The organism is Mesorhizobium sp. M0184, from assembly GCF_040322215.1.
Classification (GTDB): domain Bacteria; phylum Pseudomonadota; class Alphaproteobacteria; order Rhizobiales; family Rhizobiaceae; genus Mesorhizobium.
This window is the reverse complement of the sequence record NZ_JAMYSZ010000009.1, coordinates 162,750-182,651: the sequence shown is the minus strand read 5'-3', so window position 1 is coordinate 182,651 and position 19,902 is coordinate 162,750. Positions and strand designations below refer to the sequence as shown.

Here is a 19,902-nt window from a genome sequence, read left to right as displayed (position 1 = left end):
GCGTGCTTCGATATTTTGTCTGGCGTATCGCCGTGATGGTTCCAACGCTGCTGGTCATATCGGCACTGGTGTTCACGATCATCGAACTTCCCCCAGGCGACTATTTCGACAGCTATGTTGCCGAGCTTCGGGCTCAAGGCGAAGCGGTGGATTCCGATCGCATCGAGATGATGCGCAAGGAATATGGTTTCGACAAGCCACCGGTCATTCGCTACTTCTACTGGGTCGGCGGGATGCTGCACGGCGATTTCGGCTATTCCTTCGAATATGAGCTGCCGGTTCGCGACGTCGTCGGGGACCGAATGTGGCTGACGGTGCTGGTTTCCTTCGTCACGATCATCTTTACCTGGCTCATCGCCTTTCCGATCGGCATGTACTCCGCCACGCATCAATACAGCTGGGGCGACTACGGCCTGACTTTCTTCGGCCTTCTCGGCCTTGCGATTCCGAACTTCATGCTGGCGCTGATCCTGATGTATTTCGCCAACATCTGGTTCGGCACGTCTATCGGCCATCTCATGGACCAGCAATATCTCGGCGAGCCGATGAGCTGGGCCAAGGCGAAATCGATCCTCGCCCATCTCTGGATTCCGGTCTTGATCATCGGCACCGGGGGCACGGCAAGCATGATCCGGCGGCTGCGCGCCAATCTGCTCGATGAGCTACATAAGCAATATGTCGTGACCGCGCACGCCAAAGGCCTTCATCCCTTCAGGGCGCTGGTCAAATATCCGCTGCGCATGGCGCTCAATTTCTTCATTTCAGATATCGGCTCTATCCTGCCGGCCATCATCTCCGGCGCCGAAATCACGGCAATCGTGCTGTCTTTGGAGACGACCGGGCCGATGCTGATCAAGGCGCTGCAAAGCCAGGACATGTATCTGGCAGGGTCGTTCCTGATGTTCCTCGCCTTCCTGACGGTCATCGGCGTCCTGATTTCCGACTTGGCGCTGGCGCTACTTGATCCGCGAATTCGTTTGCAAGGCGGCAGCACCAAATGAACACGCAATCGCCGCTGCCCGCTCCGGGCGCCCCGCTGCAACACTACGTTTCCATTGCGCCCTTTGACCTGGAGTCGGTCGAGGCGATGACGCCGGAGCAGTCGAAGGTCTTTCAGGCGTCGCAGCTGCGGCTGATGTGGTGGAAATTCCGTCGGCACCGGCTTGCCCTTGTATCCGGCATATTCCTGGCAGCGCTCTATTTCGGGATACTGATCTGCGAGTTCCTGGCGCCCTACGATCTGCACACGCGCAACATGGACTACATCTATTCGCCGCCGCAGCGAGTGCACCTGTTCCACAACGGCCAGTTCGTCGGGCCGTTCGTCTATGGCCGCCAGATGACGCTGGATATGGACACGCTCAAGCGGAACTACGTCGAGAAACAGGATGATGTTCAGCGGATCCGTTTCTTCTGCAAGGGCGACAGTTACCGGTTCTGGGGCCTTATCGAAGGTGACAGGCATTTTGTCTGCCCCGCCGAAAACGGCCAGCTCTTTCTGGCCGGCACTGACAGGCTGGGGCGCGATGTGCTCTCGCGCATCATCTATGGCGCACGCATTTCACTGACAATCGGCCTCGTCGGCATCAGTTTCAGCTTCCTGCTCGGCATTGTCATCGGCGGACTGGCCGGCTATCACGGCGGTATCTTCGACCTGATCGTCCAACGGATAATCGAAGTTCTGCAATCGATCCCCAGCATTCCGCTATGGCTGGCTCTGGCGGCGATTATGCCGATAACCTGGAGTCCGATCCTGATCTATTTCGGCATCACCGTCATCCTCGGGCTGCTCGACTGGACCGGACTGGCGCGGGCCGTGCGTTCAAAGCTTCTGGCCTTGCGCGAGGAGGATTACGTTCTGGCCGCGCAATTGATGGGCGCCAGAAGCAGCCGCATCATCGGGCGGCATCTCATTCCCGGCTTCATGTCGCATCTGATCGCGACGGCGACGATCTCCATACCTGGCATGATCCTGGGCGAGACGGCGCTGAGCTTCCTCGGGCTCGGGCTGAGGGCACCGATAACCAGCTGGGGCATCCTGCTCACCGAGGCGCGCAGCGTCAGCGTGATCGCGTTCTATCCATGGCTGCTTTTGCCGATGCTCCCCGTCGTTCTCGTCATCTTGGCGTTCAACTTCCTCGGCGACGGGTTGCGGGACGCCGCGGACCCCTACAAGTGACAGCGCTATTCCGCCGCGCGCAGTGCCGCCGACTCCACCCGTATGATCCTTGTCGGCAACTGTTCGCTTGTTGCAGTGTTCATCGTCCGCCTCTACACGCGGCAAGACTCGATCGGGGTTTAACACGTCGGCCTCGGGTTTCAGCCGCGAAACGCTCTGGTCGGGGGCAGTTGATTTCGTGAACTGGTTCTGGACATACAATCGCACATGAGTCGCCTTGACAGTTTCATCCGGAGGATGACCGCACAGCGCGACATACTTGATCATGTCTGCGCCGAGGTGGCAAAGATGGAGGGGCCCGTGCTCGAGCTCGGCCTCGGCAATGGCCGGACGTTCCACCATCTGCGCGAGCGCCTGCCCGGACGCCGGATCGTAGCGTTCGACCGCGCACTTGCCGCACACGCCAGCTCAATTCCCGAAGCTGAAAACCTCGTGCTCGGCGAAATACGCGAGACGGCGAGCAGGTTCATTGGCATCGACGCCGCTCTTGTTCATGCCGACATCGGCACCGGCTATGAAGATCGCGATGCAGTGACCTCTACCTGGCTTCCCGATCTGACCGCGCGCCTGCTTCGCGTCGGCGGCATCGCGGTCAGCGGCACGCCGCTCGATCACCCGCAGTTGCAACGCCTCCCGCCGCCACCTTCGGTTCCCGCCGATCGTTATTTTATCTGTAGGCGCGTGTGAGGGGCCGGGACGAGCCAAATCTTCAGGGGCCAAGCCTTCAGGGGATCGTATATACTGCTATCTCCCGGTCAATGCCGCGCAGCGAGACCTCGTGGGGCACGGGCGTCAGCGCGTTCCTGTGCAAGAGATCGGCGGTGAGATTGTCGTCGACCACCGCCCGAGTGGCGAAGATCGCCTGTGCGTTGGCAAGGTTCTGGACCCGCGAAGCAATGTTGACCGTCTGGCCGAAATAGTCCTGTCGCTCATTCATAGACACGGCGATGCAGGGGCCGGCATGGACTCCGATCTTGAGCAGCAGATCCTCGCGCCCGCTCTTGTCGTTGAGCGTACGCATGGCATCGCGCATCCTGAGGGCTGCAGCAATCGCACGATCAGGCGTCGCGAAGGTCGCCATCACCGCATCACCGATCGTCTTCACCACCGCGCCTGCCTCCGCCGTGACGATCTCGTGCAGAACCTGGAAATGCTCGCGCACGAGATCGAAGGCTGAAAGGTCGCCCACCCGCTCGTAAAGCTCGGTCGATCCGCGCAGGTCGGTGAACAGGAACGTCAGGCTGGTGATCTTCAGGCGCTGGTTGATGTCGAGTGTATCCGTGCGATAGAGATCGCGGAACGTCTGGTTGGTGAGCAGGCGCTTGGCGGTCAGGAAGGGCCGGCGTTTTCCCAGGAAATCATGCAATGCCTGGCCGGCGATGAAGACCGTCGGCAGCACGCGGGTGTCGGTCCGGTTTTCCAGCGAAATGCGCAACGGGCCGGGTTGCATCTCCAGCGTCTGGTTCTGGACATGGTCGCGGTCGAAGGCCAAAGAGAGGCTCCGGCGCTCCTTTGTTGGTTCGCCCTTCCCGTCGATGAACTGCGCTGAATGGGTGACCGGCTCGAAGACGATGATGAATTCGGACGGAAGCTGTATGGGCAGAACCGCCTTTTCACCGGGCGCAAGCTCGATATCCTCCAGCGAGAACGCTTCCAGCTTTTTCGCGAAATCCTCTTCCGGCAGATCGACGCCGGACGCCCAGTAGATTTGGCGGAAATATTCCGCCACCGGCAGTTCGTGTGGATTGTGGGCGGCAATCCTGCGCACGCGGGGACTGACGGTGAATGTCACCTCGACCATCTCGTCGAGGGTCGGTGAATAGCCCTCGGAGCACAGCGCGCAGGTGTATTCGTCCTTTTGCAGGGTTTTCAGCGTGGCGTTGGTGTCGAGCACGCCGCCGCAGCCGGGGCACAGAACATTCCAGGAAATGTCGAAGATGCCCACCCGCGCCGCATGGAGAAAGGCGCTTATTGCGCGCTCCTCGTCGAGGCCATGCTTGCTGGCGAAGGCTGGCGCATTGATGCGGCAAAGTTCGCGGTCCTCGCCCTCCGCGATGGTTCGCTTGATCGCGTCGATCGCCTGCGGATCGACATCGGCCGATTGTCGCAGAAGTGAGAACAGATCCTGAGCTTCGTTCATCGTGCAGGCTCCGGAAAATGCACCCCGAGGCGTTTTGACCGGACCGGTCTTTGGTCCGAGTGCTCCATCTTACTTCGAAACGGACCGTACGGCCATTCGAATGGATAAGCCTGGTGACCGTTCAATTTCCATTCGGCGGATTTTAACCGGCCGCAAGCAGCACTATGATGGTCCATGGCGCATTCATCTTTGGGATTTTCTCCCATGCCGACATCCGACAATCCGCCATTTCCCGCGGCCCTGCGCCTTTTTTCTGCGGTGGTCATCATCGTCCTGATCGTAGGCGCCGGCCTGTTTTTCATGCCTGCGCTGGTGAAACCGGGCTGGCCTTGGGCCGTCACGCCGTTCAATGCGCGCTTCCTCGGTGGCTTCTACACCGCCGAAATGGTCGTGATGGCGGCACTGCTGGTCTGGAATCGCTGGTCGCCCGGCAGGCTCGTGCTCGTCATGGCCTTCATCTTCACCGTCATCGTGTCGGTGGCTTCGTTCATCAATCTCGGCTATTTCAACTTCGAGCGCAAAGCGCCCTGGCTGTGGTTTTTGGTCTATCTTGCTTCGGTCGCGGTATCCGGGCTGTCCCTGTGGCGGGCCAGGGCCCGTCCTTCTGCAAAAGGCGTGACCTTAAATCCCGCATGGCGCGGCTACATGCCGGCGGAATCCGCGATCCTTGGGCTCTATGGCGTCGGCCTGTTGCTGTTTCCCCTGACATTCAGTGGCATCTGGCCATGGCCGATCGATGCCTTCCACGCTCAGGTCTACAGCGCCATCTTCCTCGCCGGTGCGGGCGGTATATATCTCGTCTGGAGAAGCGCGCCGCGCGAGGAACTGCTGGTGCTCGGGTTGGCGCAGTTTCTGGTTGGCCTGCTTGCCATCCTCGGCGTCGTCATCACCAACGCTGCGGTGCACCGGATCGACTGGACGGCGACCGTGACATTGTGCTGGCTCGCCCTTTTCGGCTGGATAGGCATCAGCGGCGTCTTCAAACTCTACGCTGCCTCCCGGTATTTTTAGCTCGCAATCGGCATCATAGGTCAGAGACGGCTGGATTTTCAGGTGGCGTCCGGTGCATCGTACCGGGCCGATTGCCTTCGCCGGGAACGCCATGACCAGCACGACCTCGCCACCCTCCGAGAAAATCGAGCCGCTGCTGCGGTCCGTCCGGCCAAGCGATGCGGAGGCGCTTTGCGCTATCTTCAACATGCCGGGCTTCCGCTGGGGCACGCTCAGGATGCCTTTCGAGATGGTGGAGCAGGTGGCGCGGCGCATTGCCAAGTCCGGCCAGGAAACCACCTGGATCGTTGCCGAGCTGGACGGCAAGGTCGTCGGCCATGGCAGCCTGGTCGTGCAGGGTTCACCGCGCCGTTCGCATATCGGCGAGATCAATATTGGCCTTGACGATGCCTTTGTCGGCAAAGGTATCGGCTCTGCCATACTTGGCGCGCTGCTTGACGTGGCCGACAACTGGCGCGCCCTGAAGCGGGTCGAATTGACCGTCTATGCCGACAACGAAGCGGCTCTCCGTCTCTACAAAAGCCACGGCTTTGAGGTCGAAGGCCGGCATGTGAAGGCCGGCTTTACCGACGGGCAGTACCACGACCTCCTGAGCATGGCCCGGCTGCGGTTCTAAGATCCGCTGTTTGGCGTTAGCTGTTTAGCCAGTCTGACAATTCGTGCCGAGCGAACAGGTGATTCTCATGGAGAGCTGCGTAGGATACGGCCATTTCGTCTCACGCCATCTTAATCGAGTTGACGATCTATGTGTGGGCCGGCCGCATCCAGCAAGTCTGGTCTCGCTTGGCGTTTGCACCGCAAGCGGCTAGACGGGACCAATGACCGCCGTCTTTGATCCTACCCCTTCCCCTACCCCTACGCCTCCGGTGGAAATTCTGACTGTGCTGTCGCTGCTCTGCCCGGAGGTCGTGCGCGACATCGAGCAGAACTGGAATGCACCGGTTTCCGACTACGCCCGCCATCTTTGGCGGCCGGTGGCAAGGCCTGCATCGGGCCCGGCGATCGCTGCCCGCTCGATCCTGCGCGAAGTCCTGCATCAGCGCCTCGGTATGATCATGCAGCCTGACGAGATCGGCAAAGCCCTCGACGAGTTCGAGCACAGACCGGTGATTCAGTCCGGCCTGCACTGCCTGCTTCTGATGGACCGGATCACCTTCGATGCCCTCCTGCTTGCCTGGCTCGGCGCAGTCGAAAACGGGCTGTCGGCCTTCGTCGGCTTCATGGGAACGACGATGACCATGGAGACAGTTGGCCGGGAGGGGCCGGGATGGCTCGATGTCGGCGACGACAAGGTCAACCTGTTTGGCATGGGGCGCCACAAACTGTGCCGCAAAAGCGCCTGCGTGGCCGGTCCCGTCTCCCTCAACAAGCGCGCGCTCGAAGCGGTGGGCGATGAAACGGATGCCAGCCGCTGGCTGGGCACACTGCTTGCCAGCCAGGACAAGGTGTTTGAAACCGCCGCCGATGCGCTGACTGCCCTGAACCAGGATCTGGTCGCCAATTGGGATCGTGCCGGCATGGCCCTGCCGGTTTTCATCGATGATCGGGCCGCCGCGGCTGCCATGGCGCGGCATCTGGAATATGACGGCAGCCTTCTTTCCAGGCTGCTCATTGAACCCGCAAGACGCCAGCGTCTCGAACATGCCTGGCAAGAGGCCGCATCGAGCCCATTTGGCAGATTCCTGCCCAATGCCACGGACTATTTCTGGGGCATCCGCGAGGAGCGCGTGCGCAAGCTCGTTCTCGAGAGCGGGCACCTGATCGAGCCCGACAGGCCGCAAGGTCTTTCCATCCCGTTCGAGCGGCCGTATCTCAGGCAGGCGCTGCTGGACGGCGTGCTGCTGCCGAACTTGTTCCTGACGTTCCTCGTCCTTGCCATATTGCCGCGCGTGCGGGTCGTGGGGGGCCTGAGACAGATTGGCTATGTAGCGCTTTTCCACTCGATCCTTCTGGCCGTGCTAGACGAAAACGCGCCGGAAGAGCGCGATCTGGCTGCGGAGCTGCAGGTTCGGGAAAATGCCTGGGGCATGCGGGTCATCGATGAAAAGATCTCAGTCCGCGAGCAGCTTGCCGGCCTGCCGGAAGGAGCGCTCTTCCCGGACCTGCTCCGGCAATACCGATTGCGGACATTTGCCGAGACGACCGACGACCTGAAACTGGTTCGCGAAAACGCCAGATGGCGCAAGATCGGCCAGGCAGAGATCAAGCCGACCTGAGCCTAATTCGCAACCGCAAGCCACGGCGATCTATCGGGGAGCCTCTGGCGTCTGATCCGGCCGCATAGGCCTCACCTGTCATTGCACCGCACCGCCCCTTGCGGAGCCCATCCACCACGTGTTCGAAATCGACCGGTTCTTGTAGGGCAAGACTTTGCGACGGTATTCCAACGAATAGTCGGGATTGACGCGAAGCGCCTCCTGCCATGCCGCGCGGGCTTCGGCGAAACGGCCCAGATGGCCGTAGCTGCGGGCCGGAAGCACGCGAGACGTCGGTGACAGCGTTGCGAGTCAGCCCGTTGCATCAAGAGGTCAACGGCCTCCTCATCTTCATGATAGCAGGAAGACGGAGGGTAAGAGGGAACTTTCGCAGACGACGGCCACGCAGCCGCCCGAATGGGCAGCGCTCTGCCACCGGACCCACACGGATCGCTCGCTGCCGCTTGCCCGTCGACGACTATCGGTGCATCCTTGTGAATAGCCTGGCCGTGAAGTGCGGGCGAGATCACGCCGTCACGGCCACTAGTGAGGTCTTGTTCGATGGACTGCTTGGGCTGCGGTTTCGAGATTGAGGGCGGTTACGCCTTCTGTCCGAGGTGTGGCAGGCGCCAGCCCGTGCCATGCGCCAGTTGCGGCTACACCTGCGCACCTGATTTCGAGTTCTGTCCGAAATGTGGGGCAAGCGTCGGTGCGCCCGCAAAAGCCGTCGAACGGCCTGCTCCGGCACCAAGCCGGACCATTGTGCCGCCTTCTCGAACTCCGTCGCTGCTTTCGAACATGGAAAGCGAAGAAGGGCTGCATCCCGTCTCTGACGCCGATCGCCGGACGGTAACGGTCCTGTTCGCCGACCTTTGCGGCTTTACGACACTCAGCGAGCAGCTCGACCCCGAGGTCATGCAAGCGCTGCAGAACAAACTATTCAAGGAATTGACGGCGGCCGTACGAAACTTTGGTGGTTTCGTCGACAAATTCATCGGCGATGCACTGCTCGCTTTGTTCGGTGCGCCGGTCGCGCATGAGGACGATCCGGAACGTGCGCTTCGCGCCGCTCTCGACATGATCGCCCGGACGGCGCGGCTCGGCGAAAGCACCCCCCACTCCGGCTCGCCTCTATTACTCCACATCGGCATAAACACTGGTCCGGTCGTTACTGGCGGATTGGGCATCGGCACCGCCAGATCCTATTCCGTGACCGGCGACACAGTGAATACGGCGCAACGCCTGCAATCGCTGGCCGCACCGGGTGAGGTGCTGGTAGGCGAGCTCACTCACAGGCTGACCCGGCATGCCTTTTCTTACGAGTCGCTGGGTGATGTCGTGTTTCGCGGCAAGGCTGGCAGCGTGCTCGTTCATCGACTGGACGCACCGCTAGCGGTGCCGCGTGCAGCGCGCGGGCTCGAGGCGCTCGGCCTCAGTGCGCCGCTAATAGGTCGTGGTGCGGAGCTCAATAGAATGATGGCGAGCCTTGACCAGGCGTGCGGCGGCTCGGCCCAACTTGTCCGCCTCGTCGGAGAAGCCGGCATCGGGAAATCGCGGCTGGTGAAGGAGTTCGTCGCCCGCGTCGGCGACGAGGAGCGTTTTCGCAACGTCGCCGTGCGGCAGGCCACGTGCTCACCGCTGGGTGAACAATCTTTTGGCGCCTTGGGCGCAGTGGTGCGCAGCGCTGCCGGGATGATGCAAAACGACAATGGGGACGAAATGCGGGGGAAGCTCGCAGGCTTGCTTGCCGATCTCGGCCTGCAGGGCGAGGAGGCGAAGCGGCTGATGCCTTTGCTCTACCATGTGCTTGGCCTTGGCGACCCCGATGCCACCTTGCAGCATGTCGAGCCCGAGCAGCTGCGGCGGCAAATTCTCTACGCAGTCCGCACAATCATCGAACGGCGGCTTGCGTTGTCGCCGTTATTGATTGTCGTCGAAGACCTGCACTGGGCCGACGCCGTGTCGCTCGAGGCACTACGTTTCGTGATGGACAGGTTGGAACGCACGCGGTTGATGTTGCTGGTCACGCATCGTCCGGCGCCGGACAACGACCAGCTCGACTCAAGTCGGGTCAGTCACACAGCGCTCAGGCTTCCGCCACTCAACAATGATGACGGACGCAGCCTGCTGGCAGCGCTTTTCGGCGAGAGCTGGGTAAGCTCCGCGGGAGGGCTTCTCGACCAGATCCTCGAGCGCGCGGGCGGCAACCCCCTTTTTGTAGAGGAAATCGTTCGCGGCCTTATCGATTGCGGTGTACTGATGCGAGACGGCCAGCGATGGCGGACTGTGGCAGGCGAAGTCGCAACCGGCATCCCCGCCACTATCCAGGCAATGTTGCTTGCCCGCGTCGACCGGCTGCCCCAAGAGGTGCGCCGGTTGGCCCAGGAGGCCGCGGTAATCGGCCCGCGCTTCGATGCCACACTTCTGAAAACCGTGACAGCCGACCCCGGCCGGCTCGAAGCCGGCTGCGAACTGCTTTGCGATGCGGAAATCATCGAGGAAGTTGCCGGATCAGGCTCGGTCTCGTCTCAAAGCTACCGATTTACGCAAACATTGCTGCAGGACGTGATCTACCAGAATCTGCTCCTGCAACGCCGGACCGAAATCCACGGGCGGATCGGTGCTGCCTTGGAGCAACTGTGCGGCGACGAGCCGGAACGGCTCGAGGATTTGACCGTGCTCGGTCATCATTTCGCACAGAGCGCCGAGCGGGAGAAGGGCGCGCATTACCTGCAGGCGGCAGGCGATCGCGCTCGCATGATATATGCCAATGACGACGCCCTTCGTTTCTACGAGCGAGCACTGACTGCGTTGGGCGCGATCGGGCAAACACCGCTCAAACTGGCAATTGCAGAGCGCATTGCCGATTTGAGCGGCCCGGCAGGCCGCCGCGAGATCGCGCACCACCACTACGAGACGGTGTTGCAGGCATACCGCGAGTCGGCCAATCGCGTCGCCTCGGCGCGAGTTTTGCGTAAGATCGGTCGGCTACTCTGGGATGTCGGCAAGCGGGACAAGGCAGAACCCCGCTATGCTGAGGCGGCAGCGCTCCTCGATGGAGCGGATGCCCCGATCGAGCAGGCGCATCTGTGGCAAGAACGTGGCCGACAGGCGTTCCGTAGCGGAGATCACGCTCTCGCGGCAAAATGGGCAGACGCGGCGCTGGATTGCGTAGGCACACTGACAACGGAGCATGTCTCCGAGGTAAGGTGTGATGCCACTCTTGTGACCGCCGAGGCACTCAATACCAAGGCTGTCGCGCTGGCTCGCCTTGGGCGAAACCGTGAGGCCGTGCGTCAGGTTGAGCGTAGCATTGAATTGGCCGAAGCCGCCGGTCTGCTGGGCGCGGCCTGCCGCGGCTACACCAATCTCGGCGTGCTCTACACGACCATCGATCCCGCAAAGGCGATGGAGGTCTGTCGACGCGGTCTTGAAGTGGCGCGCCGTATTGGTGATTTGGGTTTCCAGGCGCGCCTCCTCGCCAATCTGGCGGTCGCTTGTTGTACTTTCACGGATCGCTGTCCAACGGAGGGCGTGCCTGCTGCCGAGAAGGCCATCGAGCTCGACCGGGCGCTCGACCAGCGCGAGCACCTGCCGGTGCCGTTGATCGTGCTTGGGCAGATCCACCAGTGCAACGGCCGTCCGGACCTGGCGGTTGGGTTGTTCCACGAAGCACTGGACGTAGCTCGCGAAACGGGCGAACCCCAACTGCTGTTTCCGTGTTATGATGGTCTCGCAACGCTTAATCTCGACCTCGACAATCTGGCCGAGGCCGAACGCTACTTTTCCCTGGCGCAGGGTATATGCGCCCAGCACGGGCTCGACCCGGAAGCGCTTGTGGTGCTGCCTTTTCTCGACTAGCCGGGGTTGGAGGTTGGAAATGTCCGCGCGTAGTGACTTGGTGCCGCTTCAACCGGGCGACCGTGCGCCAAACGTGGTACTCGACGCCATTACCCAGGAAGGCAAGATCGCGCTTGACGATTTTCGCGGCCAAAAACCGGTGCTGGTCGGCCTGTTTCGAGGTCTGCATTGCGCGTTTTGCCGACGCCATATCGCCGCCCAGGCGCGGCTTGATCCGGAGCTGCGCGAAAAGGGCGTGGAGAGCCTGACGGTGGTCAACACGCCGATCGAACGGGCGCGTCTCTATTTCCGCTACCATCCGATGCCGAATCTGCTTGCGGCCTCCGATCCTGAACGCGCTTCACATCGTGCTTTTGGACTGCCCAATCTCGAATTCACCCAAAACGAGACGAACTGGCCGTACAAGGTCTCGATGGCAGCGGCAAAGGATATGCGGGTCGACATACCAGGCGAGCTGCCCGGTCCTATGGATCCTCTTGCGGCCAGTGAAATCCTCAACAAGAGGGACCATTACGAGCTGACCGAAGCCGACGAGCAGATGCTAGCAACGGGACACGGACAATTGGTCGGTCAGTTCCTGCTGGACCGGCAGGGGATCGTCCGCTGGAGCTTCACGGAGGTTCCAGAGGGTGGGCGATACATGTTTGGGGCGCCAAGCCCGCAGGAGCTGATGTCAGCCGTATCCCAGGTCGCCCAATAGACTTGCGAACGAGGTAAGCGGAGCGGGACGCTGAACAAAACGCGGAACCAATTTGTTACGAATCTAGACACTGACAAGTTCACGGCTCACGCGAGCACGGCCTCGACAACGGCAACAAAGTCATCGAACGAACGATCCCCACGAATCTCGATGCGCGGAAGGTCGATGGGATCGCAATCGAGGTCCGCCGGCCCGTGTCTGCCGCCGAAGCCGATTCGATAGCCGCACTCCTTGGCCAGCCTGCCAAGCCGTCGGTCGGTGACAGAGAAGGGTGCCGCGAACGCCGTGGTTGGCCGACCGGTCCATCGTTCGATGAACATACGAGAGCGCAGGAGCTCGGCGGCCAAGTCAGAGCTCGACAGACCATCGATCGCGCGATGCGTCGCCAGATGGCTTCCGAAGAACGCACCTTCGCCGGCGAGGCGTCGCACCGTCCCGGCGTCCATAAGCTGCGTCGGCGGGCCGCTGTAGGCGTCCCATTGTGCACTTTCACCCACCAGGTCCGTCACCAGGAACACTTCCGCGGTCAGATCGTTCGTGCGCAAGGCCGGCCAGGCATGGTCGGCAAAGTTCTGGAAGCCGTCATCGAACGTGATGAGCACTGGGCGGCCAACGAAAGGCTGACGGTTGACGATGAACCATTCCAGCTGCTCGGACCTAATCGCGTGAAAGCCATTGGCGCGCAGCCATGCCATTTGGCTGGCGAATGCGGCGGGCGCGAGCCGAAAACGGGCGAGCGCGGCCGGACCATCATCGGCGACGCTGTGATACATGAGGACAGGGATACGCTGCCGCCGCTCGCTACGTGCCACGTCGCGGCGCAAGGCCCGCGCCCCGCCCCAGACGATATTTCGCGCGACCCCGATTTCAACGGGTGCGCGGATTGGCACATGATCTACCATCGGTTCCGTCGCAACGTCGCCTGGTGACAGGCGGCGGAAGCGGTCTATGCGGTAGAGCTCGGTCTGGATCGATTGCTCGAGGACGAGGCCGTCGGTCGCTGCCAGCGTCTCTGAGATCGCTTGTGCACCGAATGTGTTCCAGTCGAAGCCCGTCCTTCCAACATTGTCTCGTAGCACGAATGCGTGTGCGCTGATGAAACTGCCGCCAGGCGCCAACGCCTCAATGAGTTTTTTGGCGATGCGCCGCACATCGGCGAGATCATCCAGGTAGTAGAGCACTTCCGAACACACGATCAGATCCATTTCGCCCGGCAGCGTGTCCGCAGAGAAATCCAGTACGCCGAACTCAACATTCGGCTGATCGCTGCATCGCGCGCGCGCCCGCCCGACGGCTACGGCGGAGATGTCAGTTGCGGTCAAATGGCCCACGCGCGGCGCCAGCTGCCGCGTGAAGTGGCCCTCCGCGCAGGCCAGCTCAAGCGCCCGCCCGATGGGACCGGCAGGCAGAATTTCGAGCTGCCGCTCATATTTTTCCTGCTCATAGGGCGAACCGTAGTTCCAGGGATCCTCGGTCGCGAAATGGCGATTCCAGAAAGATGTGCGATCATTGTCGCGCCCATCCGCGGCCCGTGCACGGCGCGGCGCTGTAAAAGGCTCTTTAGTTTCGGCGCTCGACCGAACCAGCGCCTGCGCTTCCGCGGCCAATCGCGCGAGTTTGCCGAAATGGCTGTCCCGATCAGACCGGCGTCCCGCCATGGACAACAATGCCTCGGCTGCAAACATGTTTGACTTGTCGGCACCGGCGCCCTTTTGCGGTGCATCTACAGGCGATCGCCTCGCAAGTCGCGCGGCACTGTGCATAGGCCGCTCAGGGGGCACGAAATTCAGGATCAATTCAATCCAATGACGCCTTGTCACTCTCCCGAGTACGCCGAACTGCACGAGAGCCTCGATCTGGCCATCCATCATCAGATGGGCATAGATTTGATCGATTCCTTCCGGCACTTCGATTGAGGCCGGATTTCGCGCGTCGACACGAATTCCAAGTGTCCGCGCCAGCCTGCGCGGCGCGGCAAGATCGTCGACATCGAGCAGCATTTGCTCAAAGTGATACTGCACGCGGCGAGCCGCGTCGGGATTATTCCAGAGCTTGCCGAGTTCGATGATCAACTCGGTGAGGGAGCCGCCGAACCTGTCCCACCTGGCAGCCAATTGCGCTGGCACCGACAGGCTTCCTACCATAAGGCCATCGACGGCCACCTTGGCGATCTCACGCGCCCACTTACGTCCTGCCGGGAGCGTGCGCAGGGACTGCGGGTTGATCGAGCGCGAGCCGCAGCCGCAATCCGATGCGGCGTTCCACAACGCGAACCACGCGAGTGCTTCTGAAGCGGTGCGGCCGTTCGCCTCGATCGCTCCATTGGCGTGAGCCGATGCCGGGTTTTTGACCCTGGGATCGGCGGAAAAGCCGCGGGCGATCACGATTTCCGCATCTGCCAGCATCTGCGTCGAATTGCGGCTGAGCGCGTTGGGGCTGACCCGATAAAAAGCGAGCGGCTCGTCGACCATCACCCAATTTTTGCCTAGACGTGCGAGGCGCTGCCACAGATCCCAGTCCTCGCAGGTGCGCAGCGACACATCGAAGCCGCCCAACTCGGCAATTGTCTTCCGGTCGACGAGCAGCGCGTGAGTGCGGATCGCGCACCGGCGCGCGAATGTTTCGAAGGGCTGGATCGCAACCTCCGTCGCGATGCTCGACTGGGTGAGTTCGCCATCGGGCATCACGCGCCGGGAACCGCAATAGGCGGCGACCGCATCGGGCGCGGCTTCAAGTGCGGCCAGCATTTTCGCAAGGAAGCTGGCATCCACCCAATCGTCCGCATCCAGAAACATGAGCCAGTGGCCGCGCGCTGTCGACATCCCGATATTGCGCGCGCCGGCGGCGCTATACGCGCAAGAGCTCAACGTCCGAAACCGGGCATCGTGCTCCACATAACCGGCGATGATCGCGGGGGTGCGGTCCGTGGAGGCGTCGTCGACGATGATCGCCTCCCAATCCACTATTTCCTGATCGAGAAGGCAATCGAGTCCGCGCGCCAGCGTTACCTCCGCGTTGTGCGCAGGAACCACGATTGAAACCAAGGGATTATGCGCCACGCCGTGTAACCCGCGCGTTGGTTCGAAGGTAGAACAAGAGTCCCGAAACATAGCCGGCGATTTCCTGCCAAAGGAAACGGTCCTCAGGGACGCTGCGTCCAAACAGTCTCCTGCGAACTCTTCCGAGCCGCCGCGACGCCGCCATTTGGCTGCAGAGCGAGCTTGCTCCTGTCGTGCTACCGAAGTTGCAAGCCTGGCACAGCATTCGCATCCGTGCCGCCGAGCTTGGGCGCCAGCTGTCGCAGATGCACGTCAAAGCCAAGCATGCCGCATACTCATGTCGATCCCCGGAGTCGGCGCCATGACCACAGGCGGCGGTCCCGGGCACCGTATGAGTGCAATAGCTATGGCAACCTGACGTCTTTTGCAATTGGGGGCGCAACAAATGCCGCCCACTGAAGCTTTGGTGTGAATGACTGCAGTTATTGGGACTGTCGCTCCCCTCCTATCGACCGAAACGCCTCGATTCCGAGGTGCATTCTCGAACAGCCATTCTCCGTGCGAAAGAAGACCTTCCTTCTACCGTTGGGCCCGCATCGGAAGCTGATCGTCGCAGTATACAGTCGGGTGCGAGACGGTACGTGCACCGCCAGACCAGCTACTTTAGACACTTCTAATGAATCTGCGCTACTTAATTGCGCTCCAGTAGCTATAGCCTGACATTGTATTACTCATTTCGATAGTAGATTGCGTCCAATGATCGATTAGATTAGCCGGTTATGGCTGCTATCACAAAGAGATGCGAGAGCGACATCAATCCGAACTCGTGCATTTGCTGCTAGTCCAAGAGATGTAAAAGGGAGGCACGAATTGGCTTAAGCCAAGAAGATTCCGGCTTGCGAGCCGGGTATTTTGCTGGCATGCTTGCTGGTTTCTGAGTGGTGCACTGTGGCAATTGTTCAAAGAAGGGGGCATAAAGATGGCCAAGGAATCTTCGAATACCGCTTCTTCAGCAAATAAAGCGGACGCAAATCTGATAAGTAATGCAGACGGAAGCGGGCTGACCTTCATGGCGGGCCAGGCTCGCGAGAGCGGGGCCCCCGGCGACGCTGTAGGTGTCGACAAGATACGTGATCTGCTGTTCGGCAACCAGATGCAGGACTATGACCGCCGCTTTTCCAAGCTTGAAGAACGGGTCTTGCAGCGCTTCAAGGATGTCGAATCCGAGGCCAAGCGCAATCTTGAAATGTACGAGTCAAATGCAAAGAAGCAGGTCGACTCGCTTGCGGCGCAATTGCGGAACGAAAAAGACGCGCGAGCCGACGCCGACAAGGAGATTGATCGGAATCTTCGCGAGCAAAATCAGGCGCTCGAAAAGCAGGTGCGCGCGTTGTCGGATCAGTTGAGCGAGCTTGAGCGGGAAGTTGCGGACCGGATAAATCGAAACGATCATTTGCTGCGTGAGGAAATCAAGCAAAAGAATGAAAGCATTCAGATGCTGATGGAGAAAATGTTTTCCGATCTTGGCAATGTCAAGACCGACAGAAATCTTTTGGCTGGCCTGTTTGTCGAGGTTGCAAAATGTCTAAATCAGGATCCCGTCGGCAGCAAGAACAACGCGGAGCGTACCTGGAAAGTGAGTTGATCGGAACTTGACGTCGACTGTCGACCCAATCAGCCTCCCTCAAAGAGCAGCTTCGAACGATACAGAGATTGATCGCGAGGCTCTGGCTCGCCTTTTGATCGAAATTGCCCGGAACGTTGATCCGGACTATCGTGCGCGTCTCGAAGGCGTTCCAGCCGCCGATCCTCGCATGGAAACGCTGCGCCAGCTGCTGGTCGGCGGCGAAATTTCGGAGCTTTCACGAGTTACGCACCTGCTCGACGAACCCGAGCAGCTTGCGGCTGCAGTGGGGAGCGTTCTCCCCAGTGCAGCCGCACGTGCGCCTCATGCGCAACTCGGAGAGGCCCTTGCGCCAGCTGTCGAGAGGGCCGTGCAACGGTCCATCCAGAAGAGCCCGCGTACGCTGACGGATATATTGTACCCGGTGTTTCTGCCGGCTATTCGCAAGTCGATCGGCGAAAAGATCGACCAGACCTTTCAATCGCTGAATGAAACTTTAAGACATATATTTACCTGGCATGGGCTCAAGTGGAGACTTGAAGCCTGGAGAACAGGAGCAAGCTTCTCAGAAGTTGTTCTTAAGCATTCTCTTGTCTATCGTGTAGAACACGTCTTTCTAATCAATCGCAATTCCGGGCTTTTGATAGCGCATGTAACTGCCGATAATGCAACTAGCGAAGATCCTCAACTCATTTCTTCTATGCTTAGTGCAATTCAAGATTTTGTAAAAGACTCATTTAACGAGAAAGAACAGAGCGGCCTGGACACCATTCGTTTCGGGGAGCTTCGTCTCTGGTCGGAAGTTGGACCGTTTGCGACCTTGGTTGCGGTGATCCGGGGAAATCCGCCGGAGGAATTACATGAAATAATTCGCGATGTATTGCTTCGCATCCATGATGAATGCTCACAGGCTCTAGAGCAGTTTGACGGCGACAGTTCGCAGTTGGCCGGCGTAGAGACGCAGTTGCAGACCTGTGTTGAACTGAAGCAGGAGGAATCAAACCAGGGATTTCCGTGGCTGGTCGTGGCTGCAGTCCTGCTGGTTTTGATTCCGGCAGGCGGTTGGTTCTTTCTTTCCTGGCAATCCGGGCAGCGCTGGCAGGCCTATGTGTCGCGACTGGGGACCCAGCCGGGCATCATCGTTGCCGAACAAAAGGTGCGCGATGGCCAATTCTATATTGCCGGGCTGAGAGACCCGCTTGCCGCCGACCCGCAGGCTCTGTTGGCCGGAACGCAGGTCGATCCCGCTCGCGTTCATTCGCAGTGGCAATTCTATCAGAGTCTTGATCCGGAGTTCGTGTTGAAGCGGCTAACGGTGTCGCTGGTTCCGCCGGATTCAGTACGACTTTCGATCGTCAATGATCGCATCGTTGCCGAGGGTGAGGCTCCCGACACCTGGATAGATCGCGCACGCGCAGCGGCCCAACAACTTTCGGCAGGCGGACCGGAATTCGACATCTCCAAGGTTCGTGATGTGAGCCCCGAAGCACGCGCGGCGGAGCACTGGCAGACTTATGTGTCGCGACTGGAGGCCCAAGCGGGAATCATCGTCGCCCAACAAACGGTGAGGGGCGGACATTTCTATATTTCCGGCCTGAGAGACCCGCTTGCCGCCGACCCGCAGGCTCTGCTGTCCGGAACGCAGGTCGATCCCGCCCGCGTTCATTCGCAGTGGCAATTCTATCAGAGCCTTGATCCGAAGTTCGTCCTGAAGCGGCTGATGGTGTCGCTGGTTCCGCCGGATTCAGTACGACTTTCGATCGTCAATGATCGCATCGTTGCCGAGGGTGAGGCTCCCGACACCTGGATAGATCGCGCACGCGCAGCGGCCCGACAGCTTTCGGCAGGCGGACCGGAATTCGACATCTCCAAGGTTCGTGATGTGAGCCCCGAAGCACGCGCGGCGGAGCACTGGCAGACTTATGTGTCGCGACTGGAGGCCCAAGCGGGAATCATCGTCGCCCAACAAACGGCGCGGGGCGGACATTTCTATATTTCCGGCCTGAGAGACCCGCAGGCCGCCGACCCGAAGGCTCTGCTGTCCGGAACAGGGGTCGATCCTGCTCGCGTTCATTCACAGTGGCAATTCTATCAAAGCCTTGATCCGAAGTTCGTGGTGAAGCGGCTGATGGCGTCGCTGACTCCGCCGGATTCAGTACGGCTTTCGATCATCAAGGATCGCATCGTTGCCCAGGGTGAAGCTCCTGCCGCCTGGATAGATCGGGCGCGGGTCGCCGCCCAACAGCTGTCCGCGGACGGACTCTCTCTAGAAATCTCCGAGCTGCGTGAGTTGACCCCTCCGCAACTCACTCATTTGAGGGAGGCTATTCAAGCGGTCGACATTTTGTTCGATTCTGGCAAGGCTGTACCGGGACCAGAGCAACTGCCGGTTCTCGACAAATTGGCGAATCAGTTGAAGGAATTGGCCAAGGCCGCCCGCAAGGCAGGCGTAACAGCACAGTTCATGTTGACCGGCCATTCGGACGAGACGGGCCGTGAAACGGCCAAGTTGTCGATCAGCGCCGCGCGCGCGGAAACAGTTCGTGCGCTTCTCAAGAAGCGCGGCGTCGATCCGGAGTTGCTCTTGGTTCGCGGCGCGGGCACCTTTGAGCCAGCGGAGATTGAAAATAGCCGAACCGGGAACTCCGCCAACCGCAGAGTTTCGGTTACGGTAAACTTCCACTAGGCGGAGCCCAGGATATTGCAAAAGAAGATCTGCATGTTGGGCGGGTTCGCTGTCGGAAAGACCAGTCTGGTTCGCAGGTTTGTGCAAAGCATCTTTTCAGAAACCTACTTGACCACGGTGGGAGTGAAAATCGACAAGAAGAGTGTCGCATTCCCGGACAAAACCGTGGATCTGATTTTGTGGGATTTGGCCGGCGAAGACGATATCGGCTCATTCCGCGTCAGCTATGTGCGAGGTGCGAGTGGGCTCGTGCTTGTCGTCGATGGAACACGCGCTGCTACTCTTGCCGTGGCGCTCACGTTGCGCGAGCGGGCCGAGGCTGAATTCGGCGCTATGCCGTTTGTATTGCTGTTCAACAAATCCGATCTGGCCGATCGGTGGGCAATATCGGATAGTGAAATTGACGAACTGAGGCAACTTGGATGGCAAATCTATCTAACAAGTGCGCTTTCGGGTGAACATGTTGATGATGCGTTTCGTCAACTTGCTTCGATGGTCAGCAAATAA

13 protein-coding genes and 2 pseudogenes are annotated in these 19,902 nt (G+C 60.2%); 12 read left to right on the top strand and 3 right to left on the bottom strand.

The window, feature by feature from the left end; translation table 11 throughout:
* The first annotated feature begins 2 nt into the window (after positions 1–2).
* The 3 genes from NKJ23_RS13965 to NKJ23_RS13955 all read left to right on the top strand — a co-directional run bounded on the left by NKJ23_RS13965 (position 3) and on the right by NKJ23_RS13955 (position 2,866).
* Positions 3–1,001 carry an ABC transporter permease gene (locus NKJ23_RS13965; protein WP_023675966.1) on the top strand — a complete coding sequence of 333 codons (999 nt, stop codon included), beginning with the start codon at positions 3–5 and terminating at the stop codon, positions 999–1,001.
* The gene (locus NKJ23_RS13960) at positions 998–2,179 is read left to right on the top strand and encodes an ABC transporter permease (protein WP_031211575.1); all 1,182 of its coding nucleotides are present in this window, start codon (positions 998–1,000) and stop codon (positions 2,177–2,179) included. Before NKJ23_RS13965 ends, NKJ23_RS13960 begins: the two co-directional genes overlap by 4 nt.
* Before the next feature lie 207 nt (positions 2,180–2,386).
* Complete coding sequence (locus NKJ23_RS13955) at positions 2,387–2,866, top strand: class I SAM-dependent methyltransferase (RefSeq protein ID WP_352457162.1); 480 nt, start codon at positions 2,387–2,389, stop codon at positions 2,864–2,866.
* A 37-nt stretch (positions 2,867–2,903) separates the two neighbouring features.
* On the opposite strand, the gene NKJ23_RS13950 is transcribed toward NKJ23_RS13955, so the two are convergent.
* Positions 2,904–4,319 carry an adenylate/guanylate cyclase domain-containing protein gene (locus NKJ23_RS13950; protein WP_352457161.1) on the bottom strand — a complete coding sequence of 472 codons (1,416 nt, stop codon included), beginning with the start codon at positions 4,317–4,319 and terminating at the stop codon, positions 2,904–2,906.
* Positions 4,320–4,523: 204 nt separating this feature from the next.
* Between NKJ23_RS13950 and NKJ23_RS13945 the strand changes: the two genes are divergently transcribed.
* From NKJ23_RS13945 to NKJ23_RS13935, 3 genes are all read left to right on the top strand, one after another.
* Positions 4,524–5,330, top strand: a complete 807-nt coding sequence (locus NKJ23_RS13945) for a hypothetical protein (protein ID WP_352450248.1) — start codon at positions 4,524–4,526, stop codon at positions 5,328–5,330.
* Positions 5,331–5,421: 91 nt separating this feature from the next.
* The gene (locus NKJ23_RS13940) at positions 5,422–5,946 is read left to right on the top strand and encodes a GNAT family N-acetyltransferase (RefSeq protein ID WP_352450247.1); all 525 of its coding nucleotides are present in this window, start codon (positions 5,422–5,424) and stop codon (positions 5,944–5,946) included.
* A gap of 202 nt (positions 5,947–6,148) precedes the next feature.
* On the top strand, positions 6,149–7,546 hold the full coding sequence (locus NKJ23_RS13935; RefSeq protein WP_352680675.1) for a hypothetical protein: 1,398 nt from the start codon (positions 6,149–6,151) through the stop codon (positions 7,544–7,546).
* A gap of 97 nt (positions 7,547–7,643) precedes the next feature.
* On the opposite strand, the pseudogene NKJ23_RS13930 reads toward NKJ23_RS13935, so the two are convergent.
* Positions 7,644–7,872: pseudogene (locus NKJ23_RS13930) on the bottom strand (adenylate/guanylate cyclase domain-containing protein); the annotation flags it as partial.
* Between the two features lie 214 nt (positions 7,873–8,086).
* Here NKJ23_RS13930 and NKJ23_RS13925 point away from each other — a divergent pair.
* Positions 8,087–11,386, top strand: coding sequence for an adenylate/guanylate cyclase domain-containing protein (locus NKJ23_RS13925; RefSeq protein WP_352680674.1), 3,300 nt, complete (start codon positions 8,087–8,089; stop codon positions 11,384–11,386).
* A 19-nt stretch (positions 11,387–11,405) separates the two neighbouring features.
* Positions 11,406–12,086, top strand: coding sequence for a redoxin domain-containing protein (locus NKJ23_RS13920; RefSeq protein ID WP_023675975.1), 681 nt, complete (start codon positions 11,406–11,408; stop codon positions 12,084–12,086).
* Between the two features lie 86 nt (positions 12,087–12,172).
* Here NKJ23_RS13920 and NKJ23_RS13915 read toward each other — a convergent pair whose 3' ends face one another.
* Positions 12,173–15,145 carry a trifunctional glycosyltransferase/class I SAM-dependent methyltransferase/polysaccharide deacetylase gene (locus NKJ23_RS13915; RefSeq protein WP_352680673.1) on the bottom strand — a complete coding sequence of 991 codons (2,973 nt, stop codon included), beginning with the start codon at positions 15,143–15,145 and terminating at the stop codon, positions 12,173–12,175.
* A 161-nt stretch (positions 15,146–15,306) separates the two neighbouring features.
* Here NKJ23_RS13915 and NKJ23_RS13910 point away from each other — a divergent pair.
* The 4 genes and pseudogenes from NKJ23_RS13910 to NKJ23_RS13895 all read left to right on the top strand — a co-directional run.
* Positions 15,307–15,452 (top strand): annotated as a pseudogene (locus tag NKJ23_RS13910) (IS110 family transposase); the annotation flags it as partial.
* A 612-nt stretch (positions 15,453–16,064) separates the two neighbouring features.
* Positions 16,065–16,730 carry a DUF3450 domain-containing protein gene (locus NKJ23_RS13905; RefSeq protein WP_352457157.1) on the top strand — a complete coding sequence of 222 codons (666 nt, stop codon included), beginning with the start codon at positions 16,065–16,067 and terminating at the stop codon, positions 16,728–16,730.
* A 7-nt stretch (positions 16,731–16,737) separates the two neighbouring features.
* On the top strand, positions 16,738–19,395 hold the full coding sequence (locus NKJ23_RS13900) for an OmpA family protein (protein WP_352680672.1): 2,658 nt from the start codon (positions 16,738–16,740) through the stop codon (positions 19,393–19,395).
* A 15-nt stretch (positions 19,396–19,410) separates the two neighbouring features.
* Complete coding sequence (locus NKJ23_RS13895) at positions 19,411–19,902, top strand: Rab family GTPase (RefSeq protein WP_254818889.1); 492 nt, start codon at positions 19,411–19,413, stop codon at positions 19,900–19,902.